The 24,317-nt window shown below is 67.6% G+C and carries 21 protein-coding genes; 18 read left to right on the forward strand and 3 right to left on the reverse strand.

The genetic code is table 11. The features are described 5' to 3' along the window. The 3 genes from dapD to map are packed head-to-tail and all read right to left on the reverse strand — an operon-like array spanning position 1 to position 4,495. Positions 1-1,080 carry a 2,3,4,5-tetrahydropyridine-2,6-dicarboxylate N-succinyltransferase gene (gene dapD, locus AC5P53_RS10685; protein WP_014646511.1) on the reverse strand — a complete coding sequence of 360 codons (1,080 nt, stop codon included), beginning with the start codon at positions 1,078-1,080 and terminating at the stop codon, positions 1-3. Continuing rightward, a complete protein-coding gene (locus tag AC5P53_RS10690; RefSeq protein WP_445978323.1) occupies positions 1,080-3,689 on the reverse strand; it encodes a [protein-PII] uridylyltransferase in 2,610 nt (869 codons plus the stop codon). Before AC5P53_RS10690 ends, dapD begins: the two co-directional genes overlap by 1 nt. Positions 3,690-3,709: 20 nt before the next feature. Beyond that, a complete protein-coding gene (gene map / locus AC5P53_RS10695; protein WP_005412748.1) occupies positions 3,710-4,495 on the reverse strand; it encodes a type I methionyl aminopeptidase in 786 nt (261 codons plus the stop codon). Positions 4,496-4,725: 230 nt separating this feature from the next. Between map and AC5P53_RS10700 the strand changes: the two genes are divergently transcribed. The 18 genes from AC5P53_RS10700 to fabZ all read left to right on the forward strand — a co-directional run bounded on the left by AC5P53_RS10700 (position 4,726) and on the right by fabZ (position 24,317). Then, entirely contained in the window at positions 4,726-5,256 is a 531-nt protein-coding gene (locus AC5P53_RS10700; protein WP_032956855.1) for a Csu type fimbrial protein, read from the forward strand. Then, on the forward strand, positions 5,256-6,005 hold the full coding sequence (locus tag AC5P53_RS10705; protein ID WP_049403820.1) for a fimbrial biogenesis chaperone: 750 nt from the start codon (positions 5,256-5,258) through the stop codon (positions 6,003-6,005). Before AC5P53_RS10700 ends, AC5P53_RS10705 begins: the two co-directional genes overlap by 1 nt. Before the next feature lie 7 nt (positions 6,006-6,012). After that, a complete protein-coding gene (locus tag AC5P53_RS10710; protein ID WP_241886635.1) occupies positions 6,013-8,382 on the forward strand; it encodes a fimbria/pilus outer membrane usher protein in 2,370 nt (789 codons plus the stop codon). Next, positions 8,379-9,416: a Csu type fimbrial protein gene (locus AC5P53_RS10715; protein ID WP_164076959.1), complete on the forward strand. Its 1,038-nt coding sequence runs from the start codon at positions 8,379-8,381 to the stop codon at positions 9,414-9,416. The genes AC5P53_RS10710 and AC5P53_RS10715 overlap by 4 nt, the downstream gene beginning before the upstream one ends. 152 nt (positions 9,417-9,568) lie before the next feature. After that, the gene (locus tag AC5P53_RS10720; protein ID WP_041863203.1) at positions 9,569-9,784 is read left to right on the forward strand and encodes a hypothetical protein; all 216 of its coding nucleotides are present in this window, start codon (positions 9,569-9,571) and stop codon (positions 9,782-9,784) included. Continuing rightward, positions 9,784-10,482, forward strand: coding sequence for a fimbrial biogenesis chaperone (locus AC5P53_RS10725; protein ID WP_227863795.1), 699 nt, complete (start codon positions 9,784-9,786; stop codon positions 10,480-10,482). Before AC5P53_RS10720 ends, AC5P53_RS10725 begins: the two co-directional genes overlap by 1 nt. 220 nt (positions 10,483-10,702) lie before the next feature. Beyond that, positions 10,703-11,509 carry a 30S ribosomal protein S2 gene (rpsB, locus tag AC5P53_RS10730; protein ID WP_005408748.1) on the forward strand — a complete coding sequence of 269 codons (807 nt, stop codon included), beginning with the start codon at positions 10,703-10,705 and terminating at the stop codon, positions 11,507-11,509. A 125-nt stretch (positions 11,510-11,634) separates the two neighbouring features. Beyond that, positions 11,635-12,510 carry a translation elongation factor Ts gene (gene tsf / locus AC5P53_RS10735; RefSeq protein WP_241886634.1) on the forward strand — a complete coding sequence of 292 codons (876 nt, stop codon included), beginning with the start codon at positions 11,635-11,637 and terminating at the stop codon, positions 12,508-12,510. A gap of 258 nt (positions 12,511-12,768) precedes the next feature. Then, positions 12,769-14,307: a GGDEF domain-containing protein gene (locus AC5P53_RS10740; protein ID WP_046429719.1), complete on the forward strand. Its 1,539-nt coding sequence runs from the start codon at positions 12,769-12,771 to the stop codon at positions 14,305-14,307. A gap of 121 nt (positions 14,308-14,428) precedes the next feature. Then, positions 14,429-15,157, forward strand: a complete 729-nt coding sequence (gene pyrH, locus AC5P53_RS10745; RefSeq protein WP_075075661.1) for a UMP kinase — start codon at positions 14,429-14,431, stop codon at positions 15,155-15,157. 96 nt (positions 15,158-15,253) lie between these two features. Then, a complete protein-coding gene (gene frr, locus AC5P53_RS10750; RefSeq protein ID WP_014646499.1) occupies positions 15,254-15,808 on the forward strand; it encodes a ribosome recycling factor in 555 nt (184 codons plus the stop codon). A gap of 5 nt (positions 15,809-15,813) precedes the next feature. Continuing rightward, entirely contained in the window at positions 15,814-16,581 is a 768-nt protein-coding gene (gene uppS, locus AC5P53_RS10755; protein WP_032956844.1) for a polyprenyl diphosphate synthase, read from the forward strand. Continuing rightward, the gene (locus AC5P53_RS10760) at positions 16,578-17,414 is read left to right on the forward strand and encodes a phosphatidate cytidylyltransferase (RefSeq protein WP_014646497.1); all 837 of its coding nucleotides are present in this window, start codon (positions 16,578-16,580) and stop codon (positions 17,412-17,414) included. Before uppS ends, AC5P53_RS10760 begins: the two co-directional genes overlap by 4 nt. Before the next feature lie 2 nt (positions 17,415-17,416). After that, complete coding sequence (locus AC5P53_RS10765; RefSeq protein WP_049403801.1) at positions 17,417-18,607, forward strand: 1-deoxy-D-xylulose-5-phosphate reductoisomerase; 1,191 nt, start codon at positions 17,417-17,419, stop codon at positions 18,605-18,607. A gap of 55 nt (positions 18,608-18,662) precedes the next feature. Next, a complete protein-coding gene (gene rseP, locus AC5P53_RS10770; RefSeq protein ID WP_014646495.1) occupies positions 18,663-20,021 on the forward strand; it encodes an RIP metalloprotease RseP in 1,359 nt (452 codons plus the stop codon). A gap of 74 nt (positions 20,022-20,095) precedes the next feature. Further along, entirely contained in the window at positions 20,096-22,459 is a 2,364-nt protein-coding gene (bamA, locus tag AC5P53_RS10775; protein WP_014646494.1) for an outer membrane protein assembly factor BamA, read from the forward strand. A gap of 380 nt (positions 22,460-22,839) precedes the next feature. Then, a complete protein-coding gene (gene lpxD / locus AC5P53_RS10780) occupies positions 22,840-23,862 on the forward strand; it encodes a UDP-3-O-(3-hydroxymyristoyl)glucosamine N-acyltransferase (RefSeq protein ID WP_014646493.1) in 1,023 nt (340 codons plus the stop codon). Next, on the forward strand, positions 23,859-24,317 hold the full coding sequence (gene fabZ / locus AC5P53_RS10785; protein ID WP_005415845.1) for a 3-hydroxyacyl-ACP dehydratase FabZ: 459 nt from the start codon (positions 23,859-23,861) through the stop codon (positions 24,315-24,317). The genes lpxD and fabZ overlap by 4 nt, the downstream gene beginning before the upstream one ends.

The raw sequence follows: 24,317 nt of genomic DNA on the forward strand, positions 1-24,317 counted from the left end.
TCAGTCAGCCAGGCCGCGCAGCAGGTCGTTGACGCTGGTCTTGCTGCGGGTCTTGGCATCAACCTGCTTGACGATCACCGCGCAATACAGCGAATGGGTACCGTCCTTGCTCGGCAGCGAGCCGGACACCACCACGCTGTACGGCGGAATGTAGCCGTAGGTGACCTCGCCGGTGGCACGGTTGTAGATGCGGGTGCTCTGGCTGAGGAACACGCCCATGCCGATCACGCTGTGGTGGCCGACCACCACGCCTTCCACCACTTCCGAACGCGCACCGATGAAGCAGTGGTCCTCGATGATGGTCGGGCTGGCCTGCAGCGGCTCCAGCACGCCACCGATGCCGGCGCCGCCGGACAGATGGCAGTGCTGGCCGATCTGCGCGCAGGAACCGACGGTGGCCCAGGTGTCGACCATGGTGCCTTCGCCGACATGGGCGCCGATGTTGGTGAAGCTCGGCATCAGCACCACGTCCTTGCCGAAGTAGGTACCGCGGCGGGCGATCGCGCCCGGCACCACGCGCACGCCACCACGGCGGAACTTCGCTTCGTCATAGCCGGCGAAGCGCGATTCGACCTTGTCCCAGAACGGCGCCGGGCGTGCATCGACCACCGCCATGTCGTTGACGCGGAAATACAGCAGCACGGCTTTCTTCAGCCACTCATTGACCTTCCAGCCGCCCTGGCCGTCCGGCTCGGCGACGCGGAACTCACCGCTCTCCAGGCCGTCGATCACGCGGTTGACCAGCGGCTTGGTCGACCCTTCCAGCTCGTGCAGAGTCAAGGTGGCGCGGCGCTCGAAGGCGCTCTCGATGCCGAACTTGAGTTCTTCCACGCCTGGTGCCGACGGCTTGCGCAGCGACTTGCGGGCGATGGTTTCGGCGCGGACGGCTTCGGCGCTCCTGGCCGGGGCCGGCTTCTTCACAGCACGCTTCACTGCAGCCGTTTTCTTCGCCGGGGCCTTCACCGCAGCGGCCTTCTTCGGCGCAGGGGTCTTCTTCGCGGCCGGTGCGGCAGCAGCGGGTTTCCGGGCCGCTGCGCTCTTGGGGGTCGCGGCGGTCTTCTTGGCGGGCTTGGTGGCCATCAGGCGGGGTCTCCGGCGTTTCGATCAGGGTCCAGGCAGGCCAGCATCGCGTCATGCAGCTGCTGCCGGGCAGGTTCAGTCAGGGGGAGGTCGTGTTCGTCACTGATCACGAAGGTGTCTTCGGCGCGTTCGCCGAACGTGGCAATGCGCGCATCATGCACGCGCAGGCCCTGGTTGCGCAGCACGAACGCCACATCGGCCAGCAGGCCGGGACGGTCGGGGGCGACCAGGGCAAAACGGGTTGCGCCCGGTTCATCGCGGAACTCGATGCGCGGGGCGAAGCGGAAGTGCCGCAGCTGCCGCGGTACCACCCGGCGCGACGGCCGCAGGCGCGACAGGTCACCGCTGAGTGCCTCGCGCAGCGCCGCTTCCAGGTTGGCACTGCTGCCATCGGCAAAGGTGTCGGCCGGGTTCACTTCGAAGGTATCGAAGATGGTGTCGGCCGGACCGTCCAGCACGCGCGCGCGATGGATGCCGTAGCCCTTGCGGTCCAGGGTCATCACGATCGCGGCAAACAGGCCATCACGGTCGGGCGAGTGCACGAACACTTCCAGCGCCGGGTCGTCGACGCTGATCCGGCGCACCTTCACCAGCGCCTGGCCCTGCTTCACCGGCACCAGTGCGGCGGCCTGCCAGGCCAGCTGCTCGGGGCGCAGGCGGATGAAGCCCTCATCCGGCATCACCGCGAACTGGCGGTCGATGGTGGCATCGTCGTAACCCTGCTCGCGCACCAGTGCGCGCACGCTGTCACGTGCCTCGGCCACGCGCTCGGCGGCCGGTACCGGGTGCTCCAGCCCCTCGCGCAGCGCGCGCCGGGTGGCAAAGTACAGATCGGCCAGCAGGCGGTCCTTCCAGGCATTCCACAGTTTCGGGCTGGTGCCGGCGATGTCGGCACAGGTCAGCAGGTACAGGTAATCCAGGCGGTCGCGGCTGCCGACCAGGGTGGCGAAGCGATGGATCACCACCGGATCGGCGATGTCCTGCTTCTGCGCGGTCACCGACATGCGCAGGTGCTGTTCGACCAGCCATGCCACCAGCTCGGTATCGGTGCCACTGAGCGCATGCGCCTGGCAGAACGCGCGCGCGTCCACCGCACCCAGCTCCGAGTGGTCGCCGCCGCGGCCCTTGGCGATGTCATGGAACAGGCCGGCCAGCAGCAGCAGTTCCGGCTTGCGCAGGCGCGGCCACACTTCGTGCGCGATCGAGAAGCGCTCGTCGGCGCGGCTGCTGGCGAACTGGCCGATGTTGCGCAGGACCATCAGCGTGTGCTGGTCGACCGTATAGACATGGAACAGGTCGAACTGCATGCGCCCGCTGACCTGGGCAAACGCGGGAATCCACTGGCCAAGCACGCCCAGCCGCGCCATGCGCGAAAGCGTATCGACCGGACGCTGGCCGCGCAGCAGGGCCAGGAACTGCTCGCGTGCATCGGCATCGGCCTGGTCATAGGCCGGCAGCAGCGGCAGCGACTCGGCCAGTGCACGCGCAGTGAGCGAATGCAGGCCGCGTACCTGCGGGTTGTTGGCCCAGCTGGAAAACAGGGCGAACACCTGGCCGATGTCGCCGCGCGGCCAGTCGGCCTCGTTGGCGGCCAGGTAACCACGGCGCAGGGAAAAACCCACGGTCAGCGGCTCCGGCTGGGCCTCGCCGTCGAACTGTTCCTCGAAGCGCTGCAGCAGCCGGTCGCTGATCCGGCGCACCACCAGCGCGGCGCGGTAGAAGCCCTGCATCATCTTCTCGACGCCGAGGTTCTCGGCATCGTCTTCGAAGCCCAGCCGCGCGGCCAGGGTCTTCTGGTAATCGAAACGCAGGCGCTCTTCCGGACGGCGCGCGACCAGGTGCAGGCCGAAGCGCAACCGCGCCAGCACTGCACGTTCGCGCTTCAACGCCGCGGCTTCGTCGGCGCCCAGGTGGCCAAGCCCGACCAGGGCCTCCAGGTCGCGCACGCCGAAGGCACGCAACGCCATCCAGCCCAGCGTATTGAGATCACGCAGGCCACCGGGGCCATCCTTCAGGTCCGGCTCCAGGTTGTCGGCGGTATCGCCGAAGCGCTGGTGGCGGTTGCGCAGCTCTTCCAGCTTGGCCAGGAAGAAGGCGCGTGCCGGCCACAGTTCGCGGTCGTCGATCGCCTCGCGCAGCGCGCGGCGCGCAGCATCATCGGCCAGGATCGGGCGCGCCTCGATCAACGCGGTCAGCACGGTCTGGTCAGCCGCCGCCTCCCGGCACTGCAATGCAGAACGCACCGCATGGCTGACAGCCAATCCGCAGTCCCACAGCAGCGCGAACAGGCGCGCCAATGCCGCCTCGTGCGCCAGTTGTGCCGGCGGATCGCCGAACACCAGCAGGTCGATGTCCGAACGCGGGAACAGTTCACCGCGGCCATAGCCGCCGACCGCGAACAGCGACAGGCCGCTGTCGGCCGGCAGGCAGCGCTGCCAGGCCAGGCGGATCAGATGGTCGGCAGCGCGCGCGCGCAACGCCAGCAGGCGCTCGATGTTGTCGCCCTGGTCGAAGCGGCGGTACAGGCGCGCGTCGGCCTGCTGCAGCGCCTGGCGCGCGGCAGCAGCCCAATCCGGGTCGTTGAGCGACGCGGCCGGCGTGTCCAGCAGCGAACTCGCCGGCAGCATCTTCAGGAAACCTGCGACTCGCCTGGCGACAGGGTCAGCACGTCCACGCCGGTCTCGGTGACCGCGATCATGTGCTCCCACTGCGCCGACAGCTTTCGGTCCTTGGTCACCACGGTCCAGCCATCCGGCAGCACCTTGTTGTAGCGGGTGCCCTCGTTGATCATCGGCTCGATGGTGAAGGTCATGCCGGGCTGCAGCACCAGGCCCTGGCCCGGGCGGCCGTAATGCACCACCTGCGGCTCGTCGTGGTAGACCTTGCCGATGCCGTGGCCGCAGTACTCGCGCACCACGCTGAAACGCTCGCCTTCGGCGTAGCTCTGGATGGCATGGCCGATGTCGCCCAGGGTGGCGCCCGGACGCACCGCACGGATGCCGCGCCACATCGCTTCGTAAGTGGTTTCCACCAGGCGGCGGGCCATCACCGACGGGGTGCCGACGAAGTACATGCGGCTGGTGTCGCCGTGCCAGCCGTCCTTGATGACGGTGACGTCGATATTGATGATGTCGCCATCCTTGAGCACCTTCCCTTCACTGGGGATGCCGTGGCAGATGACATTGTTGACCGAGGTGCACACGGTCTTCGGGAAGCCGCGGTAGCCGACGTTGGCCGGAATGGCACCCTGCACGTTCACGATGTGGTCGTGGCAGATGCGGTCCAGTTCCTCGGTGGTGACACCGGGCTTGACGTGGGGGGTGACGATGTCGAGCACTTCGCTGGCCAGGCGGCCGGCGATGCGCATCATCTCGATTTCCTGCGGGGTTTTCAGATTCACGCTCATGGCACCCATTATCGCCGATCCGGCCGCAATCTGAACGAACGCCGCCCAACTGGCGATCCGGGCCATGCACGATTCCGGCAAGGAAAGTGAAAGCGTGATGGCCTCCACTCTTGCGCCTGCCTATTTATCACGGATTACAGACACTTACGCCTCCTAAGCTGGACCCACAGTCGTCAAAGCGGCGCCGAACGTGCCGTCTTCGCCTTGTTCAACGGACCTTCGGGTCAGGGAGGTTGTCCATGCGATCCCCAGTTCGATCCCCGCTGACATGGGTCATGGCCGGGCTCCTGCTGTCCAGCCCGGCGCTGGCCGCCGACACCACCACCTTCAACGTCACCCTGGTGGTCACCAAGGCCTGCACCATCACGGCGGCGGCCGCCACCAACGTCGACTTCGGCACGGCGGCCTCGACCACCGCCACGCCCACCCTGGGCCAGGGTACGGTGACCGCGCAGTGCTCGGCACTGACGCCCTACACGATTGCGCTGAACGCGGGCGCCAACGCCGGCACCGCCAACGACGTCACCACCCGGCGCATGAAGAACACCAATGCCGCGGTGACCGCCAACAACTATGTCGGCTACCAGCTCTACCAGGATGCCGCACATACCCTGGTCTGGGGCGCCACAACCGGCACCAATACCCAGGCCGGCATCGGCACTGGCCTGGCCGTGCCCTACATCGTCTATGGCCAGATCCTGAACCTGAGCACCAACAACCCGGCCACCGGTAACTACCTGGATACGGTTACCGCCACGATCACCTATTGATGGAGCACGCCCGCATGGCCGGACCCCGCCCGTGGCGCGCCACCGGCGTGGCGCTGCTCGCCCTGTACCTGCTGGCCCCCGCCGGTGCCGGCGCCACCAGCCTGCAGGTTGCCCCGACCAGCCTGCAGCTGGAAGCCCGCCAGCGTGCCGGCGAGCTGTGGCTGACCAACAGCGGCACCTCACCGGTGACGCTGCAGGTGCGCGTGTTCCGCTGGGTGCAGCAGGACGGCCAGGAACAGCTGCTGCCCACCGATGAAGTGATGGCCACGCCGCCGATGCAGGAACTGGCCGCCGGCCAGCAGCAGCTGGTGCGGGTGATGCGTCCGGACAGCGAGCCACCGCCTGCACAGCGGCACTACCGGCTGATCGTGGACGAGGTACCCGACCTGGCCACCCGTGCCGAGGGCATGCAGTTCGTGCTGCGCTATTCGATCCCGGTGTTCGTGCAGCCTTCGGCCGGCCGCCTGGCCCCACGGCTGCAGGCGCACCTGGTGAAACTGGCGGACGGCCGCAATGGCGTGGAAGTCGCCAATACGGGCGACAGCTACGCACAGATCGCCGATCTTGCGCTGGGCAGCGCCGCGCGCCCGCGCATTGTCCATCCCGGGCTGCTGGGCTACGTGCTGCCGGGCCAGGTGATGCGCTGGCCGATCGAACGCACGGCGATCGACCGCGACAACGACCAGATCACGGCCAAGCTCAATGGCGAGTCGGAACAGACGCCACTGTCGCCCCCACCGGCTCGCTGAGGCGTTGATGGGCGCGCTGTTGGCGGCCCTGGCTCCCGCGGCGACCGAGGCCGCCGATGTGTCCGGCGTGGCGGCCGTTGATGTATCCGGCGTGTCGGCCGATGCCATCCTGCCTCCCCCGACCCCGCTGACCGCCAGCCAGGCGCTGTACCTGGATGTGTCGCTCAACAGCACCCCGCGCGGCCTGCTGCCATTCACCGAGAACCGCGGCCGGCTGCAGGCCAGCCCCGAAGTGCTGCGCCAGCTTGGCTTCAACGCCAGCGGCGATGCGCCGGTCTACCTGGACCAGATCAGCGGTGCGGTGGTGCGCTATGACGCGCACATGCAGACCCTGGCACTGGACGTGCCGCTGGACCAGCTCATCCTGCCCACCACCGTGCTCAGCCGCCCGCAGACGCGCGCGCCCACCGGCAACGCCTCGCCCGGCGCGCTGCTCAACTACGACGTCTACGGCAGCCGGGTGGACACGCTCGGCAACCTCAGCCTGAGCGCGGAGCTGCGCGTGTTCGGTATCGGCAACGGCACCTTCGAAAACACCGCCATCAGCCGCCGCTACCAGCAACCCGGCGACCGCCATTGGCGCGGCGAGAGCGTGCGCCTGGACACACGCTGGAGCCTGGATTTCCCGGACAGTGCAACCACGCTGGAGGTCGGTGACTTCTACAGCGGCTTCGTCGACTGGACCCGCCCGGTTCGCCTGGGCGGCCTGCAGATCGGCCGCAACTACGGCCTGCAGCCCTACCGCGTGCTCACGCCCACGCCGAGCTTCCTCGGCCAGGCGGTGGTGCCCTCCACGGTCGAGCTGTATGTCGATGGCCTGCGCCAGTACAGCGGCCAGGTGCCGGTCGGGCCCTTCCAGCTGGCGGCGCAGCCCGGCATCAGCGGCACCGGTAACGCGCAGGTGGTGGTGACCGATGCGTTCGGCCGCATGCAGACGCTGGATTTCAGTTTCTATGGCACCCAGCAGCTGCTGGCGAGGGGCCTTTCGGACTGGTCGGCCGGCGTCGGCCACCTGCGCGAGGACTTTGGCCAGCGCTCCTTCGCCTATGACGATCGCACGGTGGCCAGTGCCAGCTGGCGCGGCGGTGTCACCGACACGTTCACCGGCGAGGCGCATGCCGAAGGCGGCGGCGGCCTGGCCCAGGCCGGTGTCGGTGGCTGGTGGCTGCTCGGCGCCGCTGGCGTGTTCAATGCCGCCTATGCGCACAGCGGCTACCACGGCCTGCAGGGTGGGCAATGGGCGCTGGGCTACAGCTGGAACAACCGTCGCTTCAACGTCAATCTGCGCAGCGTACGCAGCCACGGCGACTACCGCGACCTCGGCGCGCTGCAGGGCAACCTGCCGCCGAGCATCAGCGAGCAGGCCACGCTCGGCCTGGACCTGCTGCGGCTGGGCACGCTCAGCGCCAGCTATCTGCGCCTGCGCTACCCGGGTGGAGACGACAACCGCTATGCCAGCCTGTTCTGGTCACGTACCTGGAGCCAGCGCTGGTCGGCCTATCTTTCGGTAAACCAGAACCTGGACCGCAGCGACGACCGCAGCATCTACCTGTCGGTGACTGCCAGCCTGGGCAACAACCGCCAGGCCAGCCTTTCGAGCCAGCGCAACGGCGACAGCCAGAGCTGGGTGGCGGACGTGACCCAGCCAGTGCCGGGCGATGGCAGCGCCGGCGGCGTCGGCTGGCGCGCGCAGCTGCGCCACGGCGAGGACGGCAACGGCGGCCTGGCCGAGGTCGGCATCCTCAACGATGTCGGTCGCTACTCGTTCGGCGCCTCGCGCCAGGGTGGACTCAACTATGCCTACGCCAGCGCCAGCGGCAGCCTGGTGTGGATGGGCGGGCACGCCTTCGCCACGCGCGAGGTGTCCGATGCGTTCGCGGTGATCAGCACCAATGGGGTGGGCGGCGTCCCGGTGCGGCTGGAGAACCGCCTGATCGGCGTCACCGATGATCGCGGCCTGCTGCTGGTCAGTCCGTTGCTGTCCTGGCAGCGCAACCGGGTCTCGATCGACACCCTGGACCTGCCCGAAGACATGCGCGCCGACCGCATCGAGGACTGGGTGACCCCGCGCCAGCGCGCCGGCACCCGCGTGACCTTCCAGCTGCGCTCGCGGCCGTCACTGAGCCTGACCCTGCTGGCAATGGACGGCCAGCCTCTGGAGGTCGGCAGCGAGGTGCGGTTGCCCGATGGCCGCCAGGCCACGGTCGGCTACGACGGCCTGCTCTATCTGGAAGACGTTGCCGCCGGCAGCGTGCTGTACGTCACCACCAGCCGCGGCCCCTGCCGCGTGAAAGTGCCGGACCTGCCCAAGGTGGTGGCGTCCGGCGCACGGCCGAAGCCGGCGCCGCAGCAGTGCATCCCGGAGGTGGCGCCATGAGGGTGCTGCTGCTCGTCCTGCTGCTCTGGGCCGGCCTGCTGGCAGCGGCGCCCGCCGGTGCCACCGCGGTCTGCACGGCGGTCGCCAATCCGACCCTGCCGTTCGGCAACATCAACAGCAATGCACCCGGCCCGAGTACGGCCAACCTCAACATCACGGTGACCTGCACCACCGCCGCGCTGAGCCTGCTGGCCACCACCGGCGTGCGCGTCTGCGTGGGCATCGGCGCAGGCAGTGGCGGCGGCAGCAGTTCCACCTTCCGCACGATGGCCACCTCCAGCAGTGACACCCTGAATTTCCAGCTGTACAACAACGCCAGCTTCGGCCAGGTCACCGGACTGGTGCCGCGCGGCACGCCACCTGCGCAGGAACTGACCATGACCTACAACGTGCCGCTGGTGACGGGCGGCAGCGGTGCGCAGTCCATACAGCTGTTCGGGCAGATCCCGGCCAACCAGATCCTGGCCTCCGGCGCGTACAGCAGCACCTTCAGCGGGGCCAACGTGGTCCTGACCTGGGCCTGGAACGAAGTCCTGCTCGGTACCGCCACCGTGCCCGCCACCTGCAATGGCGGCGCCACCGGCACCAACAGCGCCAGTGCAGCCTTCAGCTTCACCGCCACCGCCAACGTGCTGCCGCAATGTGGCAGCTACGTCACCACCACCATGGACTTCGGCAACGTCACCGGCGGCATTCCGGCCAACATCGACCGGACCGCCACCCTCACCCTGACCTGCCTGAAGAACACTGCCTTCCAGGTCGGCCTCGACAACGGCCAGAACAATCCCACCGCCACCACCACCCGGCGCATGGCCACCACCCTCGGCGGAAGCACCTATTACCTCGCCTACGAGCTCTACCGGGACTCGGCGCGGAGCCTGCGCTGGGGCAATACCCTGACCGTCGACACGGCCAGCGGCACCGGTACCGGCAGCGCGCAGCAGCTGACCATCCATGGCCGGGTGCCGCCGGTCAGTGGCCAGCCGCCGGCCGGCACCTACAACGACCTGGTGACGGTGACGATCACCTACTGACCGGCGTGCCGACCAACGGTCGGCACCCACCGGACGAAGGCCGTGCCGAGCGCCGGCTCGGCGCTACAGTTCCGGCACATCCCGCCGATACCGCGCAGCAAGTCTTTCAGCATGGTGGATGGCAGGTGGTTCGCACATTCCTGATCGGGGCGATGCTGGTCGCCAGCCTGCCGGCATGGGCCGAACCCAGCAGCCCCCTGCAGATCCGGCTGACCGTGGTTGAATCCTGCAGCGACGATGGCGGCGGCATCCGCTGCCCGGCACCGCACCAGCGCAGTGACGCACCCCAGGCGCCGCGCCAGGTCCGCGAGCTCGCACCACCGGCGACGGACGAGAACGCAACACCCTCCGTGACCCTCATCTACTGATGCGCGCGTTGCTGATCCTGCTGGCACTGCTGCTGGCACTGCCTGCCGCAGCGCTGGAGCTGTTGCCGACCACCCTGCAGCTGCCGGCCCAGGGCGGCAGCGCCGAACTGTGGTTGCACAACCCCGGGCCCGGCCGCTGGCAGGGCCAGGTGCAGGTGCTGGCGTGGGATCAGCAGCTGGACGCCGAACGACTGCACCCCAGCGACCAGATCCGGGTCAGCCCGGCGCGGCTGGACCTGGCCCCCGGCAGCACCCAGCGCGTCTGGCTGTTGCCGGGCGATCCGCCAGCGGCGGCCGCTGAACAGGCCTATCGGGTCGTACTGGCACCGACGTTGCCGGGGTTGCCGCGCTATTCGCTGCCGCTGTTCCGCGGCCCAGCGGGGCCAGCACTGCAGGCCCGGCTGCTGGGCCGCGTCGAGGCCCACGGGTCTCTGGCCGTACTGCGACTCAGCAATGCCGGTACCCTGCACGGCCGCCTGCACGATCTGCGCTTCATCACGGCGGACGGCCAGGCAACGCTGCTGACGGCTGGCCTGGCCGGCTACATTCTGGCGGGCCATGAACGCCGCTGGCCCCTGCCTGCCCGCGCCGATGGCTATGCAGGCGGCCGCTTCCAGGCACGCCTGCAGGACGGCCGCGAGGTCGATCTGGCCGCAACTGACCCTGCAATTGCAGCAAGCACCCCCAGCGGGCTATAATCGACCGGATTCCTGCCGCCAGCGTGCGCACGAACCCGTCCACACCGGACGTCACCGGTGAATCCACACCTGCTGCCCCCATCCGTGCCGGGGTGCTCCGCAAGGAGTTCGGCCACGGAGGCAACAGGGAAGCCCAACCCCGGAACCGATCGCGCTTCCACGCGTCCCGCATACCTATCCCCGCGGGCGGAATCGCTGGTTCCATATCAGGAGTATTGCAATGCCCCAGGTCACCATGCGTCAGATGCTGGAAGCCGGCGTCCACTTCGGCCACCAGACCCGCTACTGGAACCCGAAGATGGCTCCGTACATCTTCGGCGCCCGCGGCAAGATCCACATCATCAACCTGGAAAAGACCGTCCCGCTGTTCAATGACGCGATGAACTTCATCTCGTCGGTTGCCCAGAAGCGCGGCACCGTCCTGTTCCTGGGCACCAAGCGCAGCGCCCGCGAAACCATCAAGGAAGAAGCCGAGCGTTGCGGCATGCCGTTCATGAACCAGCGTTGGCTGGGCGGCACCCTGACCAACTTCCGTACCGTCAAGCAGTCGGTTGCCCGCCTGAAGGAACTGGAAGCCGGTGAAACCGACGGCACCTTCGAGAAGCTGGTCAAGCACGAAGTGCTGGGCCTGCGTCGCGAGCGCGACAAGCTGGAAGCCTCGCTGGGCGGCATCAAGGACATGAACCGCCTGCCGGACGCCATCTTCGTGATCGACATCGGCCACGAAGACATCGCGATCAAGGAAGCCAAGAAGCTGGGCATCCCGGTCATCGCCGTGGTCGACACCAACTACAACCCGGAACTGGTTGATTACGCCATCCCGGGCAACGACGACGCCATCCGCGCTGTGCAGTTGTACGCCCGCGCCGCTGCCGACGCCGTGCTGGAAGGCAAGGCGGCTGCCCCGCACGCCGCTTCGGTGCGCGAGGAAGAATTCGCTGAAGCCGCTGCTGAAGGCGAAGAGAAGCCGGCCCGCCGCGCTCCGGCCAAGAAGGCTGCCAAGAAGGGCGACGACGCCCAGGCCTGATCCAGGCCCCGGGTGGACGCTCGGCGTCCACCCTCCCTGCACGCAGCCATCGGCGCGTGACAGGACCGTGTCACACGGGCCGGCCACCATGCCGGCCCAACCCCTTTCTTTCGTGAGGTAATCCCGTGGAAATCACTGCTTCCCTGGTCAAGGAACTGCGCGAGCGCACCGGCGCCGGCATGATGGAATGCAAGAAGGCGCTTACCGAAGCCAACGGCGACATCAACGCCGCTGCTGAAGCCATGCGCAAGTCCGGCGCCGCCAAGGCCGACAAGAAGGCTGACCGCGTGGCCGCCGAAGGCCGCCTGGGCCTGGCCCAGGACGGCGACAAGGCCGTGCTGGTCGAAGTCAACTCGGAAACCGACTTCGTCGCCAACGATGACAACTTCAAGTCCTTCGTCAACGCCGTCGCCGCTGCTGCCCTGGCATCGGGCGCCAACGACGTCGAAGCCGTGAAGGCCGCCACGCTGGCCGACGGCCGTACCGTCGAGGAAGCCCGCGCCACCGCCGTGCAGACCCTGGGTGAGAACATCCAGATCCGCCGCATGGTCAAGGTCGACACCACCGGCAACATCGGCGCCTACGTCCACACCAACGGCAAGGTCGGCGTGCTGGTCGACCTGATCGGCGGCGACGTCGAGCTGGCCCGTGGCCTGGCCATGCACGTGGCCGCGCTGAAGCCGCCGCACAACAAGGCTGCGGACGTCCCGGCCGAGTTCGTCGAGAAGGAAAAGGAAATCGAGCTGGCCAAGATGACCGATAAGGACAAGGCCAAGCCGGCCGACATCCTGGAAAAGATCATCAGCGGCAAGATCAACAAGATCGTCAGCGACGTGACCCTGTACGGCCAGACCTACGTGCTGGGCGACACCACCGTCGAGCAGGTGGTCAAGGCCGCCGGCGCCGACGTGGCAGGCTTCAAGCTGCTGATCGTCGGCGAAGGCATCGAGAAGGTGGTGGAAGACTACGCCGCCGAAGTTGCCAAGGCGATGCAGGTCTGATTCCAGCCTTCCGGCTGTGAAGCGACCAGAAGGAGCCGCGGGAAACCGCGGCTCTTTTTTTATGCATGGACCCAGGGATCAACCCATGGCCCACCGGTGGGTGCGCACCGTTGGTGCGCACAACCGGCACCTTTGCGTTGCGCGCGAATCAAGCCGATACTCGGCGCAGGGAATCCACAGTCATTTAGCAGGAACGAAAATCGCGGACTGTGATGCATTCCTAGGTATTCTTGTCCTAATGGAATTGAACGACCCGACATGCCTCCCGAGCTGACAGCTGCCCTGGCGCTCTGCCGCAACCTGCCTTCGCCACCCGGTATTGCCCTGCGCATCATCGAACTGGCCCAGGACCCGGAAGCGGACATCGCCACCGCTGCCGACATCATCGCCATCGACATGGCGCTGAGCGCTCGCATGCTGCGCATCGCCAATTCGCCGCTTTACGCCAGCCGCCGCCGGATCGAGAACCTCGGCCAGGCGCTGACCATGCTGGGCCTGAACGCCACGATCAGCCTCGCCCTCGGCTTCACCGTCACCCAGGGCCTGACCGGCGGCACCGGCGCCGACCACGACCTGCGCCAGCGCGCGTGGAAGCGCAGCATCCTCAGCGCCCTGGCTGCCAGCCAGCTGGGCCAGGCGCGCGGCCTGCGCCGGCTGGAAGAACTGATGCTGGCCGGCCTGCTGCAGGACCTGGGCGTACTGTGCCTGGCCCAGGCCGAGTCGGAGCGCTACCTGCCGCTGCTGCGCGAGGCACGCGACAACATCGACCTGGTCGCCCGCGAACGCGAGGAACTGGGCTGCAGCCATGCCGAGGTCGGCGCGTGGGTGGCCGAGCAATGGGGCCTGCCCCGCTACCTGGTGGAGAGCATCAGCCACAGCGAGGACGAGGACGCCGCCGAATCGCCGTTCCAGGCCTGCGTGCAGCTGTCCGGCGCGGTGGCCGACATCTGGCTGGACAGCGACGCCGACGCCGCGCGTGAGCGCGCCCTGCAGCAGGTGCACGACCGCCTGGAGCTGGACAGCGCGCGCTTCGACCAGGTCCTCGCCCGCATCAGTGAAGCCCTGCCCGACATCGCCAGCCTGTTTGATGCCGGCCTCAATTCACCGGCGCGGGTGCGCGAGCTGATCGATCACGCGCAGGAGCTGGCCACGCTGCGCAACCTGCGCGAACTGCAGGACGCCGACCAGGCACGACGCCGCGCCGACGAGTTCGAGGCGCGCGCCAAGCGCCTCGCCGACCAGGCCCATCGTGACGCGTTGACCGGCGTGCTCAACCGCCGCCAGCTGGAAGCGGTGCTGGAGCAGGAATTCCTGCGCGCCGGCCGCCAGGGCTGGCCATTGTCGGTGGCCTTCATCGACCTGGACGACTTCAAGAAGATCAACGACGCCCACGGCCACCTGACCGGCGACGAGGTACTGCGCGCCTTCGCCGGCAAGCTGCAGGGCCAGCTGCGCAACAGTGACACCGTCGCCCGCTTCGGCGGCGAGGAATTCGTCGCGCTGCTGCCAAACACCAGCGAAAGCGTGGCCCTGGACGTGATCCGCCGGGTGCTGGCCAATATCGTCGCCACGCCGATGGCCGAGCTGGAGGGCGGGCCGCTGTTCGTCACCTTCTCCGCCGGCGTGGCCACCCAGGGTGGCTACGAGCGCTTCGCCGACGTGCAGGACCTGCTGCGCGCAGCCGACGACGTGCTGTACCGCTCCAAGAACCTGGGCCGCAACCGGGTGATCGCCCGCTCGCCAGGTGCCCTCGGCCACGACGAGCTGTCGGCCACCGCTGGCGCCGAGCTGGGCTGAACGGGAAGCCCCGTTTGACCGGGGCGAACGACCGGATTCTGCGCCGCAGTGCACAAAACACTTTGGCACGACGCCGCATGCGCGTAGAATCGCCCGCGATTTCCACGCACCCGAGGTCCTCATGTCCAAGCTCGCCTATCGCCGCATCCTTCTGAAACTGTCCGGGGAGGCGCTGATGGGAGACGAGGACTACGGCATCGACCCGAAGGTCATCAATCGCCTGGCCCGCGAGGTCATCGAAGCCCAGCAGGCCGGTGCCGAAGTGGCGCTGGTGATCGGCGGCGGCAACATCTTCCGCGGCGCCGGCCTGGCCGCCGGCGGCATGGACCGGGTCACCGGCGACCAGATGGGCATGCTGGCCACGGTCATCAACGCCCTGGCCATGCAGGATGCCCTCGAAAAGCTGGGCGCCAAGGCCCGCGTGATGAGCGCGATCAAGATCAACGACGTGTGCGAGGACTACATCCGCCGCCGCGCCATCCGCCACCTGGAAAAGGGCCGCCTGGTGATCTTCGCCGCCGGCGTCGGCAGCCCGTTCTTCACCACCGATTCCGGCGCCGCCCTGCGCGCGATCGAGATCGGCGCCGACCTGCTGCTGAAGGCCACCAAGGTCGATGGCGTGTACGACAAGGACCCGAACAAGCACAACGATGCGGTCCGCTTCGACAGCCTGAGCTACGACGAAGTGATCCGCCGCGGCCTGGAAGTGATGGACACGGCGGCCTTCGCATTGGCCCGCGACAGCGACCTGCCGATGCGCGTGTTCGACATGGGCCAGCCGGGCGAGCTGCTGAAGATCCTCAACGGCGCGAACATCGGCACCCTGGTCCAGGGCCGCGACCCGGCCTGAGCCTGAGCGCAAAGCGGCGATCGGGCCGATTCAGGCCCGGCAGCGTCCCGTATTCGCCTATAATCGCCCGATTCCAGATACATCCAGGACCGGGCGATGCTCAACGACATCAAGAACAACGCGCAGACGCGCATGGCCAAGAGCATCGACGCTCTGAAGCACACCCTCACCTCCATCCGGACCGGGCGTGCCACGCCTGCCCTGCTGGACCGCGTGACGGTCAGTGCCTATGGCAACGCCAGCACCCCGCTGAACCAGGTTGCCTCGATCTCCAACGCCGACGCGCACTCGCTGCTGGTTACGCCGTTCGACAAGGGCATGATCAAGGAGATCGAAAAGGGTCTCTACAACGCCGAGTTCACCCCGAACACCCTCGGCACCGCGATCCGCATCAACATGCCGCCGCCGACCGAAGAGCGCCGCAAGGAGCTGGCCAAGCAGGTGCAGAAGGAAGGTGAAGGCGCCAAGATCGCGATCCGCAACATCCGTCAGGACGCGAACAAGGAAATCGCCAAGCTGGTCAAGGACAAGGCGATCAGCGAAGACGAGAAGAAGCGCGGCGAAGACGACATCCAGAAGCTGACCGACGCCAACATCAAGGACGTCGACAAGGTCGTCGCCGACAAGGAAAAAGAACTGCTGTCGGTCTGAAGTCGATGCCTTCAGCCCCGCCTCCGTTACCGGCCGCCCTGCCCCGCCACATTGCCATCATCATGGATGGCAATGGGCGCTGGGCACAGCAGCGCCGTCGCCCCCGCGTGATCGGCCACCGTGCCGGCGCGCGCGCGGTCAACCGCACCATCGAGCGCTGCCTTGAACTGGGCATTCCGGCGCTGACCCTGTTCGCCTTCTCCAGCGAGAACTGGGGCCGGCCGCAGGAGGAAGTGGATGCGTTGATGAAGCTGTTCCTCGGCGCGCTCGACCGCGAGGTGGACGAGCTGCACCGGCGCGGCGTGCGCGTACGCTTCATCGGCGAACGCGAGCGCTTCGGTGCCGGGCTGGTCAGCCGCATGCAGCTGGCCGAACAGCGCACCGCCGACAACACCACCCTGACCCTGTCGATCGCGGCCAGCTATGGCGGCCGCCAGGACATCGCCCGCGCCGCGCGCGCCCTGGCCGTCGAAGTGGCGGCCGGTCGCCTGTTGCCCGAGCAGATCGACGAATCGCTGCTGGGCAGCCAGGTCGCCCTTGCCGACCTGCCGCCGCCGGACCTGTTCATCCGCACCGGCGGCGACACCCGCATCAGCAACTTCCTGCTGTGGCAGCTGGCCTACACCGAGCTGTGGTTCACCGAGGCCCTGTGGCCGGACTTCGATGCCGGGCAGCTGCAGCAGGCGCTGGACGCCTATGCCGGCCGCGAGCGTCGTTTCGGCCTGACCAGCGCCCAGATTGCCGCACTGGCCACCGAGACTTCCAGCCCATGACCAAGACCCGAGTCCTCGCCGCGCTGATCATGGCGCCGGTTGCCATTGCGGCGATCCTGCTGCTGCCCACGCAATGGCTGGCCGCCGCCGCCGCTGCGGTGCTGCTGATCGGCCTGTGGGAATGGCTGAAGCTGGCCGGTATCGAAGACACCCTGGCACGCACCGTGCTTCTGGTGCTGAACCTGCTGCTGATGGTGCTGCTGGTCTGGGCCGATGGCAGCACGCTGGTGCTGTTCCAGATAACCACGCTGGCCGGCGTTGCCTGGTGGCTGGCCGCGCTGGTCTGGCTGCGCTTCTTCAATTTCGGTGCACAGCCGTCGGCGCCCTCGCGCATCCTGAAGATGCTGGCCGGCACGCTTGCCATCGTGCCCGCCTGGGCCGCGCTGGTGCTGATCCATGCCGGTGGCGATCCGCCGGGCAAGCAGGGCCACCTGTGGCTGCTGGCTGCACTGGCACTGGTGTGGGCGGCCGACTCGGGCGCCTACTTCGCCGGCCGCCATTTCGGCAAGCACAAGCTGGCCCCGCGGATCAGCCCCAACAAGACCTGGGAAGGCCTGTTCGGCGGCCTGCTGGCCGGTGTCGCCGTGGCCGTCGGCCTGGGCTGGCTGGCCGGGATCGATACCGCACACCTGCCGGGCCTGCTGATCACCGCGGTCGTGGCCGTGTTCGCCTCGGTGCTGGGTGACCTGTTCGAGAGCCTCATCAAGCGCCACGCGGGCGCCAAGGATTCGGGCCACCTGATCCCGGGCCATGGCGGCGTGCTCGACCGGGTCGACGGCGTCCTCGCCGCCGTCCCGGTGTTCGCGCTGGGCAAGGAAATCTTCGGGTTCTGACCATGAATGCTGCTGCAGACCTGCGCCGGGTCGCCGTATTCGGCGCCACCGGCTCGATCGGTGCCTCCACGCTGGACGTGATCGCCCGCCACCCGCAGCGCTACCAGGCGACCGTGCTCGCCGCCGGACGCCAGGTGCAGGGGCTGCTGGCGTTGTGCCGCCAGCACAAACCCGCGCACGCCGTGATCGCCGACGAATCGCTGTTCGCCGAACTGCGTGACGGCCTGCGCGACGCCGGACTGGCCACCGAAGCCCATGCCGGCCATGCCGCGCTGGACCAGCTGGCCGCCAGCGACGCCTGCGATACCGTGGTCGCGGCCATCGTCGGCGCTGCCGGCCTGTCCTCGACCCTGGCCGCGGCCGCCGCCGGCAAGCGCATCCTGCTGGCCAACAAGGAATCGCTGGTGCTGGCCGGCGAACTGCTGACCCGTACCGCCGAACGTGCCGGCGCCGAAATCATCCCGATCGACAGCGAACACAGCGCGATCTTCCAGTGCCTGCGCTCGCGCGACGCCAGCGTCGACGGCGCCGGCGTGCGCCGGATCCTGCTGACCGCCTCCGGCGGCCCGTTCCGTGGCCGCAGCCGCGCCGAACTGGCCCAGGTCACCCCGGCCCAGGCCGTTGCCCACCCGAAGTGGTCGATGGGACCGAAGATCTCGGTCGATTCGGCGACGTTGATGAACAAGGGCCTGGAAGTCATTGAGGCCCACCACCTGTTCGGCGTGCCCGGTGAACGCATCGAAGTGCTGGTGCACCCGCAGAGCCTGGTCCATTCGCTGGTCGAGTTCGTCGACGGCTCGACCCTGGCGCAGATGGGCCTGCCGGACATGCGCACCACCCTCGCCGTTGGCCTGGGCTGGCCACAGCGCATCGAATCGGGCGTGGCCGGGCTGGACCTGCTGGCCCAGGGCCGGCTGGATTTCGAGGCCCCGGACACCGACGCCTTCCCCTGCCTGGCCCTGGCCTGGCAGGCGATGCAGGCCGGCGGCACCGCACCGGCGGTGCTGAATGCTGCCAACGAGGAGGCGGTTTCAGCGTTTCTTCAGGGCCGGATCGGTTTCCTGACGATCCCGGCGCTGGTTGCTAACGCTCTTTCAACACTGCCGACGCAAGCAGCCGATACACTGGAGGTCCTGTTGTCCGCCGACCAGCGGGCACGCCAGCTCACCCTGAACGCCATCGACGCCGCCTGAACGACCGCCTCGCCCAGCATGACGCCGCCGCCCCTGCCCGCCACTGTGAGCCTGCATGACTGACTTCATCGGATCGGTCTGGTGGATGATTGTCAGCCTCGGGCTGCTGGTCACGTTCCACGAGTTCGGGCATTACTGGGTCGGGCGCCTGTGCGGGGTCAAGATCCTGCGTTTCTCGGTCGGCTTCGGCCGGCCGCTGTGGTCGCGCCGCGACCGGCATGGTACCGAGTTCGCCATCGCCGCCATTCCGCTGGGTGGCTACGTGAAGTTCCTCGACGAACGCGAGGTCGAAGTCCACCCGCACGAGCGCGGCCAGGCCTTCAACCACAAGACCGTCTGGCAGCGCATCGCGATCGTTGCCGCCGGCCCGATCGCCAACCTGCTGCTGTGCATCCTCCTGCTGTGGGCGATGTTCGTGATCGGCAAGCAGGATTACTCGCCCACCGTCGGCCGCGTCAGCGGCATCGCCGCCAGTGCCGGCCTGGCCAGCGGCGACCGCGTGCTGCGCGTGGACGACCGCCAGGTGGTCACCCTCGGCGAGGCCAGCATGGCACTGACCGCGGCCGCGATGGACCGCCGCGACGTGAAGCTGGAAGTGCTGGATACGGCCGACCAGGTGCGCACGCGCACCCTGCCGCTGTCGCAGCTGCCGGCGGGTTTCGATGAGCGGCGGGTGCCGATCCTGGCTGGCATGTACTGGCAGTCGTGGCTGCAGCCCGCGCTGGTCGAGTCGCTCACCGCGGACTCCGTGGTGGCCGGGCAACTGCAGCCGGGCGACCTGATCGTGGCCATTGACGGCCAGCGCATCGACGGCGCCGACCAGGTGATCGGCGAGATCCAGGCGCTGGGCCGTGCCGGTGGCCCGGGCATGATCGAGGTCCTGCGTGGCGGCGAGCGCCTGGCGCTGGAAGTGACGCCGCGCAAGGGCCAGGATGCCAAGGGCGGCCCCACGTGGCAGATCGGCGTTCAGTTCCCGACCAAGTTCAGCCCCCCCTACGACACCCTCCTGCGCTACGGCCCCCTGGACTCGGTCACCGTCGCGGTACGCGAAACCGGGCGCCTGGCGGCCGACTCGCTGGGCATGATGGGCCGCATCGTCACCGGCAAGGCCTCGCTTCAGAACGTTTCCGGGCCGGTCACCATCGCCCGCGTGGCCAATGTCTCGGCCAAGCGCGGCCTCGACTGGTTCCTGCAGTTCCTTGCCCTGCTGTCCCTCAGCCTGTGCATCATCAACCTGCTGCCGATCCCGATCTTGGACGGCGGCCACCTGCTGTATTACCTTATCGAGTTGGTCAAGGGCAGCCCGCTGAGCGAGCGTGCCATCGCCGCCGGCCAATACATCGGCCTGGCGTTGCTGGCCGGGCTGATGGGGTTGGCGTTCTACAACGACATCCTCGGCCTGGTCCCGCGATGAACTTTTCCATGTTGTTGCCGTCTACAGCGTCGGCATCCCGCACCAATGAAATCGACCTTCCTACCGGACGTGACATGACGCGACTCCCCAATCGCCGCCTGCTGGCCCTCGCCCTCGCCGCCGTCACCGGCGCTCCCGCCCTGGCCCAGGCAGCCGAGCCCTTCACTGTCAGCGACATCCGCGTCGATGGCCTGCAGCGCATCAGCTCGGGCACGGTATTCACCTACCTGCCGGTGGAACGTGGCGAGACGGTCACCGACAACAAGGTCGGCGAGACGATCCGCGCCCTGTACAAGACCGGCTTCTTCGAAGACGTGCAGTTGGACCGCCAGGGCACGATCCTGGTGGTGACCGTCAAGGAACGTCCGGCGATCAACAAGCTGACCGTGACCGGCAACAAGGACATCAAGTCCGACCAGCTGCTCAAGGGCCTGTCCGACATCGGCCTGACCGAGGGCGGCACCTTCGATCGCCTGAGCCTGGACCGCGTGACCCAGGAACTGCGCCGCCAGTACAACGACCGTGGCAAATACAACGTCGACATCACCCCGACGGTGAGCCCGCTGGACCGCAACCGCGTGGACATCGCCATCGCCATCAAGGAAGGCAAGGCGGCCAAGATCCGCCACGTCAACCTGGTCGGCACCGAAAAGTTCGAGAGCAAGGACATCCTGGAGACCTGGGAGTCCAAGGAGCACAACTGGGCGTCGTGGTACCGCCGTGACGACCAGTACTCCAAGGAAAAGCTGTCCGGTGACCTGGAAAAGCTCAACTCCTGGTACCTGGACCGCGGATACGTCGATTTCAGCATCGATTCCACCCAGGTCTCGATCAGCCCCGACAAGCGCGACATGTTCCTGACCGCGGGCGTGACCGAGGGTGCGCAGTACAAGATCTCCGAGATCAAGGTCAGCGGCGACACCATCCTCCCGCAGGAGGACGTCGAGCGCATGGTGATCCAGAAGTCCGGCGACACGTTCTCGCGTGCCCTGCTGGAATTCAGCTCGGACACCATCACCAATTCGCTGTCCAACATCGGCTACGCGTTCGCCAAGGTGAACCCGATCCCGACCACCAACCGCGCCGAGCAGACCGTCGCCATCAACATGCAGGTCGTGCCCGGCCCGCGCGTGTCGGTGCGCCGCATCCTGTTCCGTGGCAATACCCGCACCTCCGATGAGGTGATGCGCCGCGAAATGCGCCAGTTCGAGAACAGCTGGTACTCGCAGGCCGCGATCGACCGCTCCAAGATCCGCCTGCAGCGCCTGGGCTACTTCGAATCGGTGGAAGTGGAGACCCCGGCCGTCAGCGGCAGCAACGACCAGGTCGACGTCGTCTACAACGTCAAGGAAACCACCTCGGGCAGCTTCGTGTTCGGCCTGGGCTACTCGCAGTCCTACGGCATGACCACCTCGGTGCAGCTGTCGCAGAACAACTTCCTTGGCGGCGGCAACCGCGTGTCGGTCGAAGCCTCGCGCAGCAGCTACCTGCAGCGCTACGGCTTCAGCTACACCAACCCGTACTTCACCGATGACGGCGTGTCGCTGGGCTATAACCTGTCCTGGCGCGAACTGGACTACTCCGACTTCAATACCGCGCAGTACAACAGCACCAATGGTTCGGCGCAGGTGGTGTTCGGCGTGCCGCTGACCGAGACCGATACCGTCTCGCTGATGTTCGGCATCGACAGCAACCAGATCACCACCTACCAGGGCTCGACCCCGCAGTCGATCATCGACTACATCAACGCGGTCGGTAAGCGCACCTTCCACGCCTGGCGCACCGAGCTGGGCTGGGCGCGCGACTCGCGCAACGACTACTTCATGCCGACCCGCGGCACCTACCAGCGCGTCGGCCTGGAAACCACGCTGCCGGGTTCGACCATCGAGTACTACAAGCTGAACTACCAGATCAGCAAGTACTGGCCGATCATGCCGTCGCTGGTGATCAACACCCGCGCGGAAATCGGCTACGGCGATGCCTACGGCAACGACTACACCCGTACGCTGACCAATCCGGATGGCACCACCCGCACCGTCACCGCCAGCGGCCTGCCGTTCTTCGAGAACTTCTACGCCGGTGGCACCAACTCGGTGCGCGGCTTCGAGGACAACACCCTCGGCCCGCGCGAAGTCACCACCGGTTATCCGGAAGGCCAGCCGCTGGGTGGTTCGCTGAAGACCGTCGGTTCGGTCGAAGCCTACTTCCCGCGCCTGTTCGACAGCCCGTCGGCACGCGTGTCGGCCTTCGTCGACTTCGGCAACGTCTACAACGGCACCCAGAACTTCAAGGCCAACGAGCTGCGCGTGTCCACCGGCGTGGCCCTGCTGTGGCGCGCCCCGGTCGGCCCGATCTCGATCAGCTACGCCTTCCCGCTGAAGAAGGAAGACGATGACAAGATCGAGCGTCTGCAATTCACGTTCGGTGGCCAGTTCTGAGGAACGTTGTTCCTCAGAACTGATCCACCTCCGGTGAATTGCCCGCGCATTTCACCTATCCCCCGCGCCGCTGGCGCGCCCCCCTTAACAAAGGGGGCTCTCCACCAGACGGGGTGCGAAGCGCCGGGCATTGCCCGGCGTTTTCGTTTTGCAGATGACACTGCACGGCACGGGCTTTTGGCCGCGCTCGCGGGAAATTGTCCAGAGGCGGCGGGTGGCCCTGGACAGGACCGTTGGCGCCATGGATGGCGCCATCGAGCACCATGGAGGGGGTTTTGCGTGTCCTGGCCAGGGCCACCCGCCGCCTCCCGCCCGTACCAGGCAGGCGCCAAGCCCTGCCCCCGCATGACCGAAATGGCGCCACACGTTAAACTCCCGCCGTGAATACTCCCACCTACACCGCCCAGCAACTCGCCGAGCAGTTCGGCCTGCAGGTCCATGGGGACCCCGCCACCGCCATCCATGGCGTGGCCACCCTCGCCCATGCCGGCCCTGGCCAGCTGACCTTCCTTGCCAACCCGCGCTACCGCGCCCAGCTGGCCGACAGCCAGGCCTCGCTGGTGGTCCTGCGTGCCGACGACGCCGAGGCCGCCCCGGGCACTGCGCTCGTCGCCAAGGACCCGTACACCGCGTTCGCCAAGATCGCCGCGCTGTTCGACATCGCGCCGACCCGCCCGCCGGGCATCCACCCCAGCGCCGTCATCGACCCCAGCGCCCAGGTGGCCGCCAGCGCCCATATCGGCCCGTTCGTTTCGGTCGGTGCGCGCAGCGTGGTCGGCGAGAACTGCATCATCGGCACCGGCAGCGTGATCGGCGAGGACTGCAGCCTGGATGCCGGCTGTGAACTGATCGCCCGCGTGACCCTGGTCACCCGGGTCACGCTGGGCAAGCGCGTGCGCGTGCATCCCGGTGCCGTGCTCGGCGCCGACGGTTTCGGCCTGGCGATGGACGCTGGCAAGTGGATCAAGGTGCCGCAACTCGGCGGCGTCCGCATCGGCGACGATTGCGAGATCGGCGCCAATACCTGCGTCGACCGCGGCGCGCTGGAAGACACCGTGCTGGACGAGGATGTGCGCCTGGACAACCTGGTGCAGATCGCCCACAACGTGCAGATCGGCGCGCATTCGGCCATCGCCGGCTGCACCGGCATCGCCGGCAGCGCCAAGATCGGCCGCTACTGCCTGCTTGGCGGCCACGTTGGCGTGGTCGGCCACCTCGAAATCTGTGACAAGGTCGTGATCACCGGCAAGTCGGTGGTCCGCAACTCCATCCATGAGCCAGGCGAATACTCGTCCGGCACCCCGTTGACCGACAACCGCACGTGGCGCAAGAACGCCGCGCGCTTCAAGCAGCTGGACGCATTGGCTCGCCGCGTCCTGGCTGCTGGCAAGGAGAAAGAATGAACGATTCGCTGCAGCTTCCGATCGATGTCTGCCAGATCCAGGAACTGCTTCCGCACCGCTACCCGTTCCTGCTGGTGGACCGGGTGCTTGAACTCGACGTCGAGGCCAAGCGCATCCTGGCGCAGAAGAACGTCAGCATCAACGAGCCGTTCTTCCAGGGCCACTTCCCGGGCCGCCCGATCATGCCCGGCGTGCTGATCATCGAAGCGCTGGCGCAGGCCGGCGGCGTCATGACCCAGCTCACGCTCGGCCGCGATGCGCAGTCCAAGCTGTTCTACATGGTCAAGGTGGAAAACGCCCGCTTCAACAAGCAGGTCGTGCCCGGCGACGTGCTGATGCTGGATGTGCAGATGAAGCGCCTGATCCGCAACATGGGCTGGTACTACGGCGAAGCCAAGGTCAACGGCGAAGTCGTCGCGTCGGCCGAGGTCATGTGCGCCGGCGCCAAGGGCTGA

This window comes from Stenotrophomonas sp. YJH_SMC_82, assembly GCF_059368875.1.

Coding starts and splice junctions, on each gene's coding strand:
- AC5P53_RS10720 (WP_041863203.1), top strand. CDS start 9,569: ATGCTGGTCGCCAGCCTGCCGGCATGGGCCGAACCCAGCAGCCCCCTG.
- pyrH (WP_075075661.1), top strand. CDS start 14,429: ATGTCCAAGCTCGCCTATCGCCGCATCCTTCTGAAACTGTCCGGGGAG.
- AC5P53_RS10765 (WP_049403801.1), top strand. CDS start 17,417: ATGAATGCTGCTGCAGACCTGCGCCGGGTCGCCGTATTCGGCGCCACC.
- AC5P53_RS10705 (WP_049403820.1), top strand. CDS start 5,256: ATGGAGCACGCCCGCATGGCCGGACCCCGCCCGTGGCGCGCCACCGGC.
- AC5P53_RS10715 (WP_164076959.1), top strand. CDS start 8,379: ATGAGGGTGCTGCTGCTCGTCCTGCTGCTCTGGGCCGGCCTGCTGGCA.
- rseP (WP_014646495.1), top strand. CDS start 18,663: ATGACTGACTTCATCGGATCGGTCTGGTGGATGATTGTCAGCCTCGGG.
- dapD (WP_014646511.1), bottom strand. CDS start 1,080: ATGGCCACCAAGCCCGCCAAGAAGACCGCCGCGACCCCCAAGAGCGCA.
- fabZ (WP_005415845.1), top strand. CDS start 23,859: ATGAACGATTCGCTGCAGCTTCCGATCGATGTCTGCCAGATCCAGGAA.
- bamA (WP_014646494.1), top strand. CDS start 20,096: ATGACGCGACTCCCCAATCGCCGCCTGCTGGCCCTCGCCCTCGCCGCC.
- AC5P53_RS10710 (WP_241886635.1), top strand. CDS start 6,013: ATGGGCGCGCTGTTGGCGGCCCTGGCTCCCGCGGCGACCGAGGCCGCC.
- uppS (WP_032956844.1), top strand. CDS start 15,814: ATGCCTTCAGCCCCGCCTCCGTTACCGGCCGCCCTGCCCCGCCACATT.
- map (WP_005412748.1), bottom strand. CDS start 4,495: ATGGGTGCCATGAGCGTGAATCTGAAAACCCCGCAGGAAATCGAGATG.
- AC5P53_RS10760 (WP_014646497.1), top strand. CDS start 16,578: ATGACCAAGACCCGAGTCCTCGCCGCGCTGATCATGGCGCCGGTTGCC.
- AC5P53_RS10725 (WP_227863795.1), top strand. CDS start 9,784: ATGCGCGCGTTGCTGATCCTGCTGGCACTGCTGCTGGCACTGCCTGCC.
- rpsB (WP_005408748.1), top strand. CDS start 10,703: ATGCCCCAGGTCACCATGCGTCAGATGCTGGAAGCCGGCGTCCACTTC.
- frr (WP_014646499.1), top strand. CDS start 15,254: ATGCTCAACGACATCAAGAACAACGCGCAGACGCGCATGGCCAAGAGC.
- AC5P53_RS10700 (WP_032956855.1), top strand. CDS start 4,726: ATGCGATCCCCAGTTCGATCCCCGCTGACATGGGTCATGGCCGGGCTC.
- AC5P53_RS10740 (WP_046429719.1), top strand. CDS start 12,769: ATGCCTCCCGAGCTGACAGCTGCCCTGGCGCTCTGCCGCAACCTGCCT.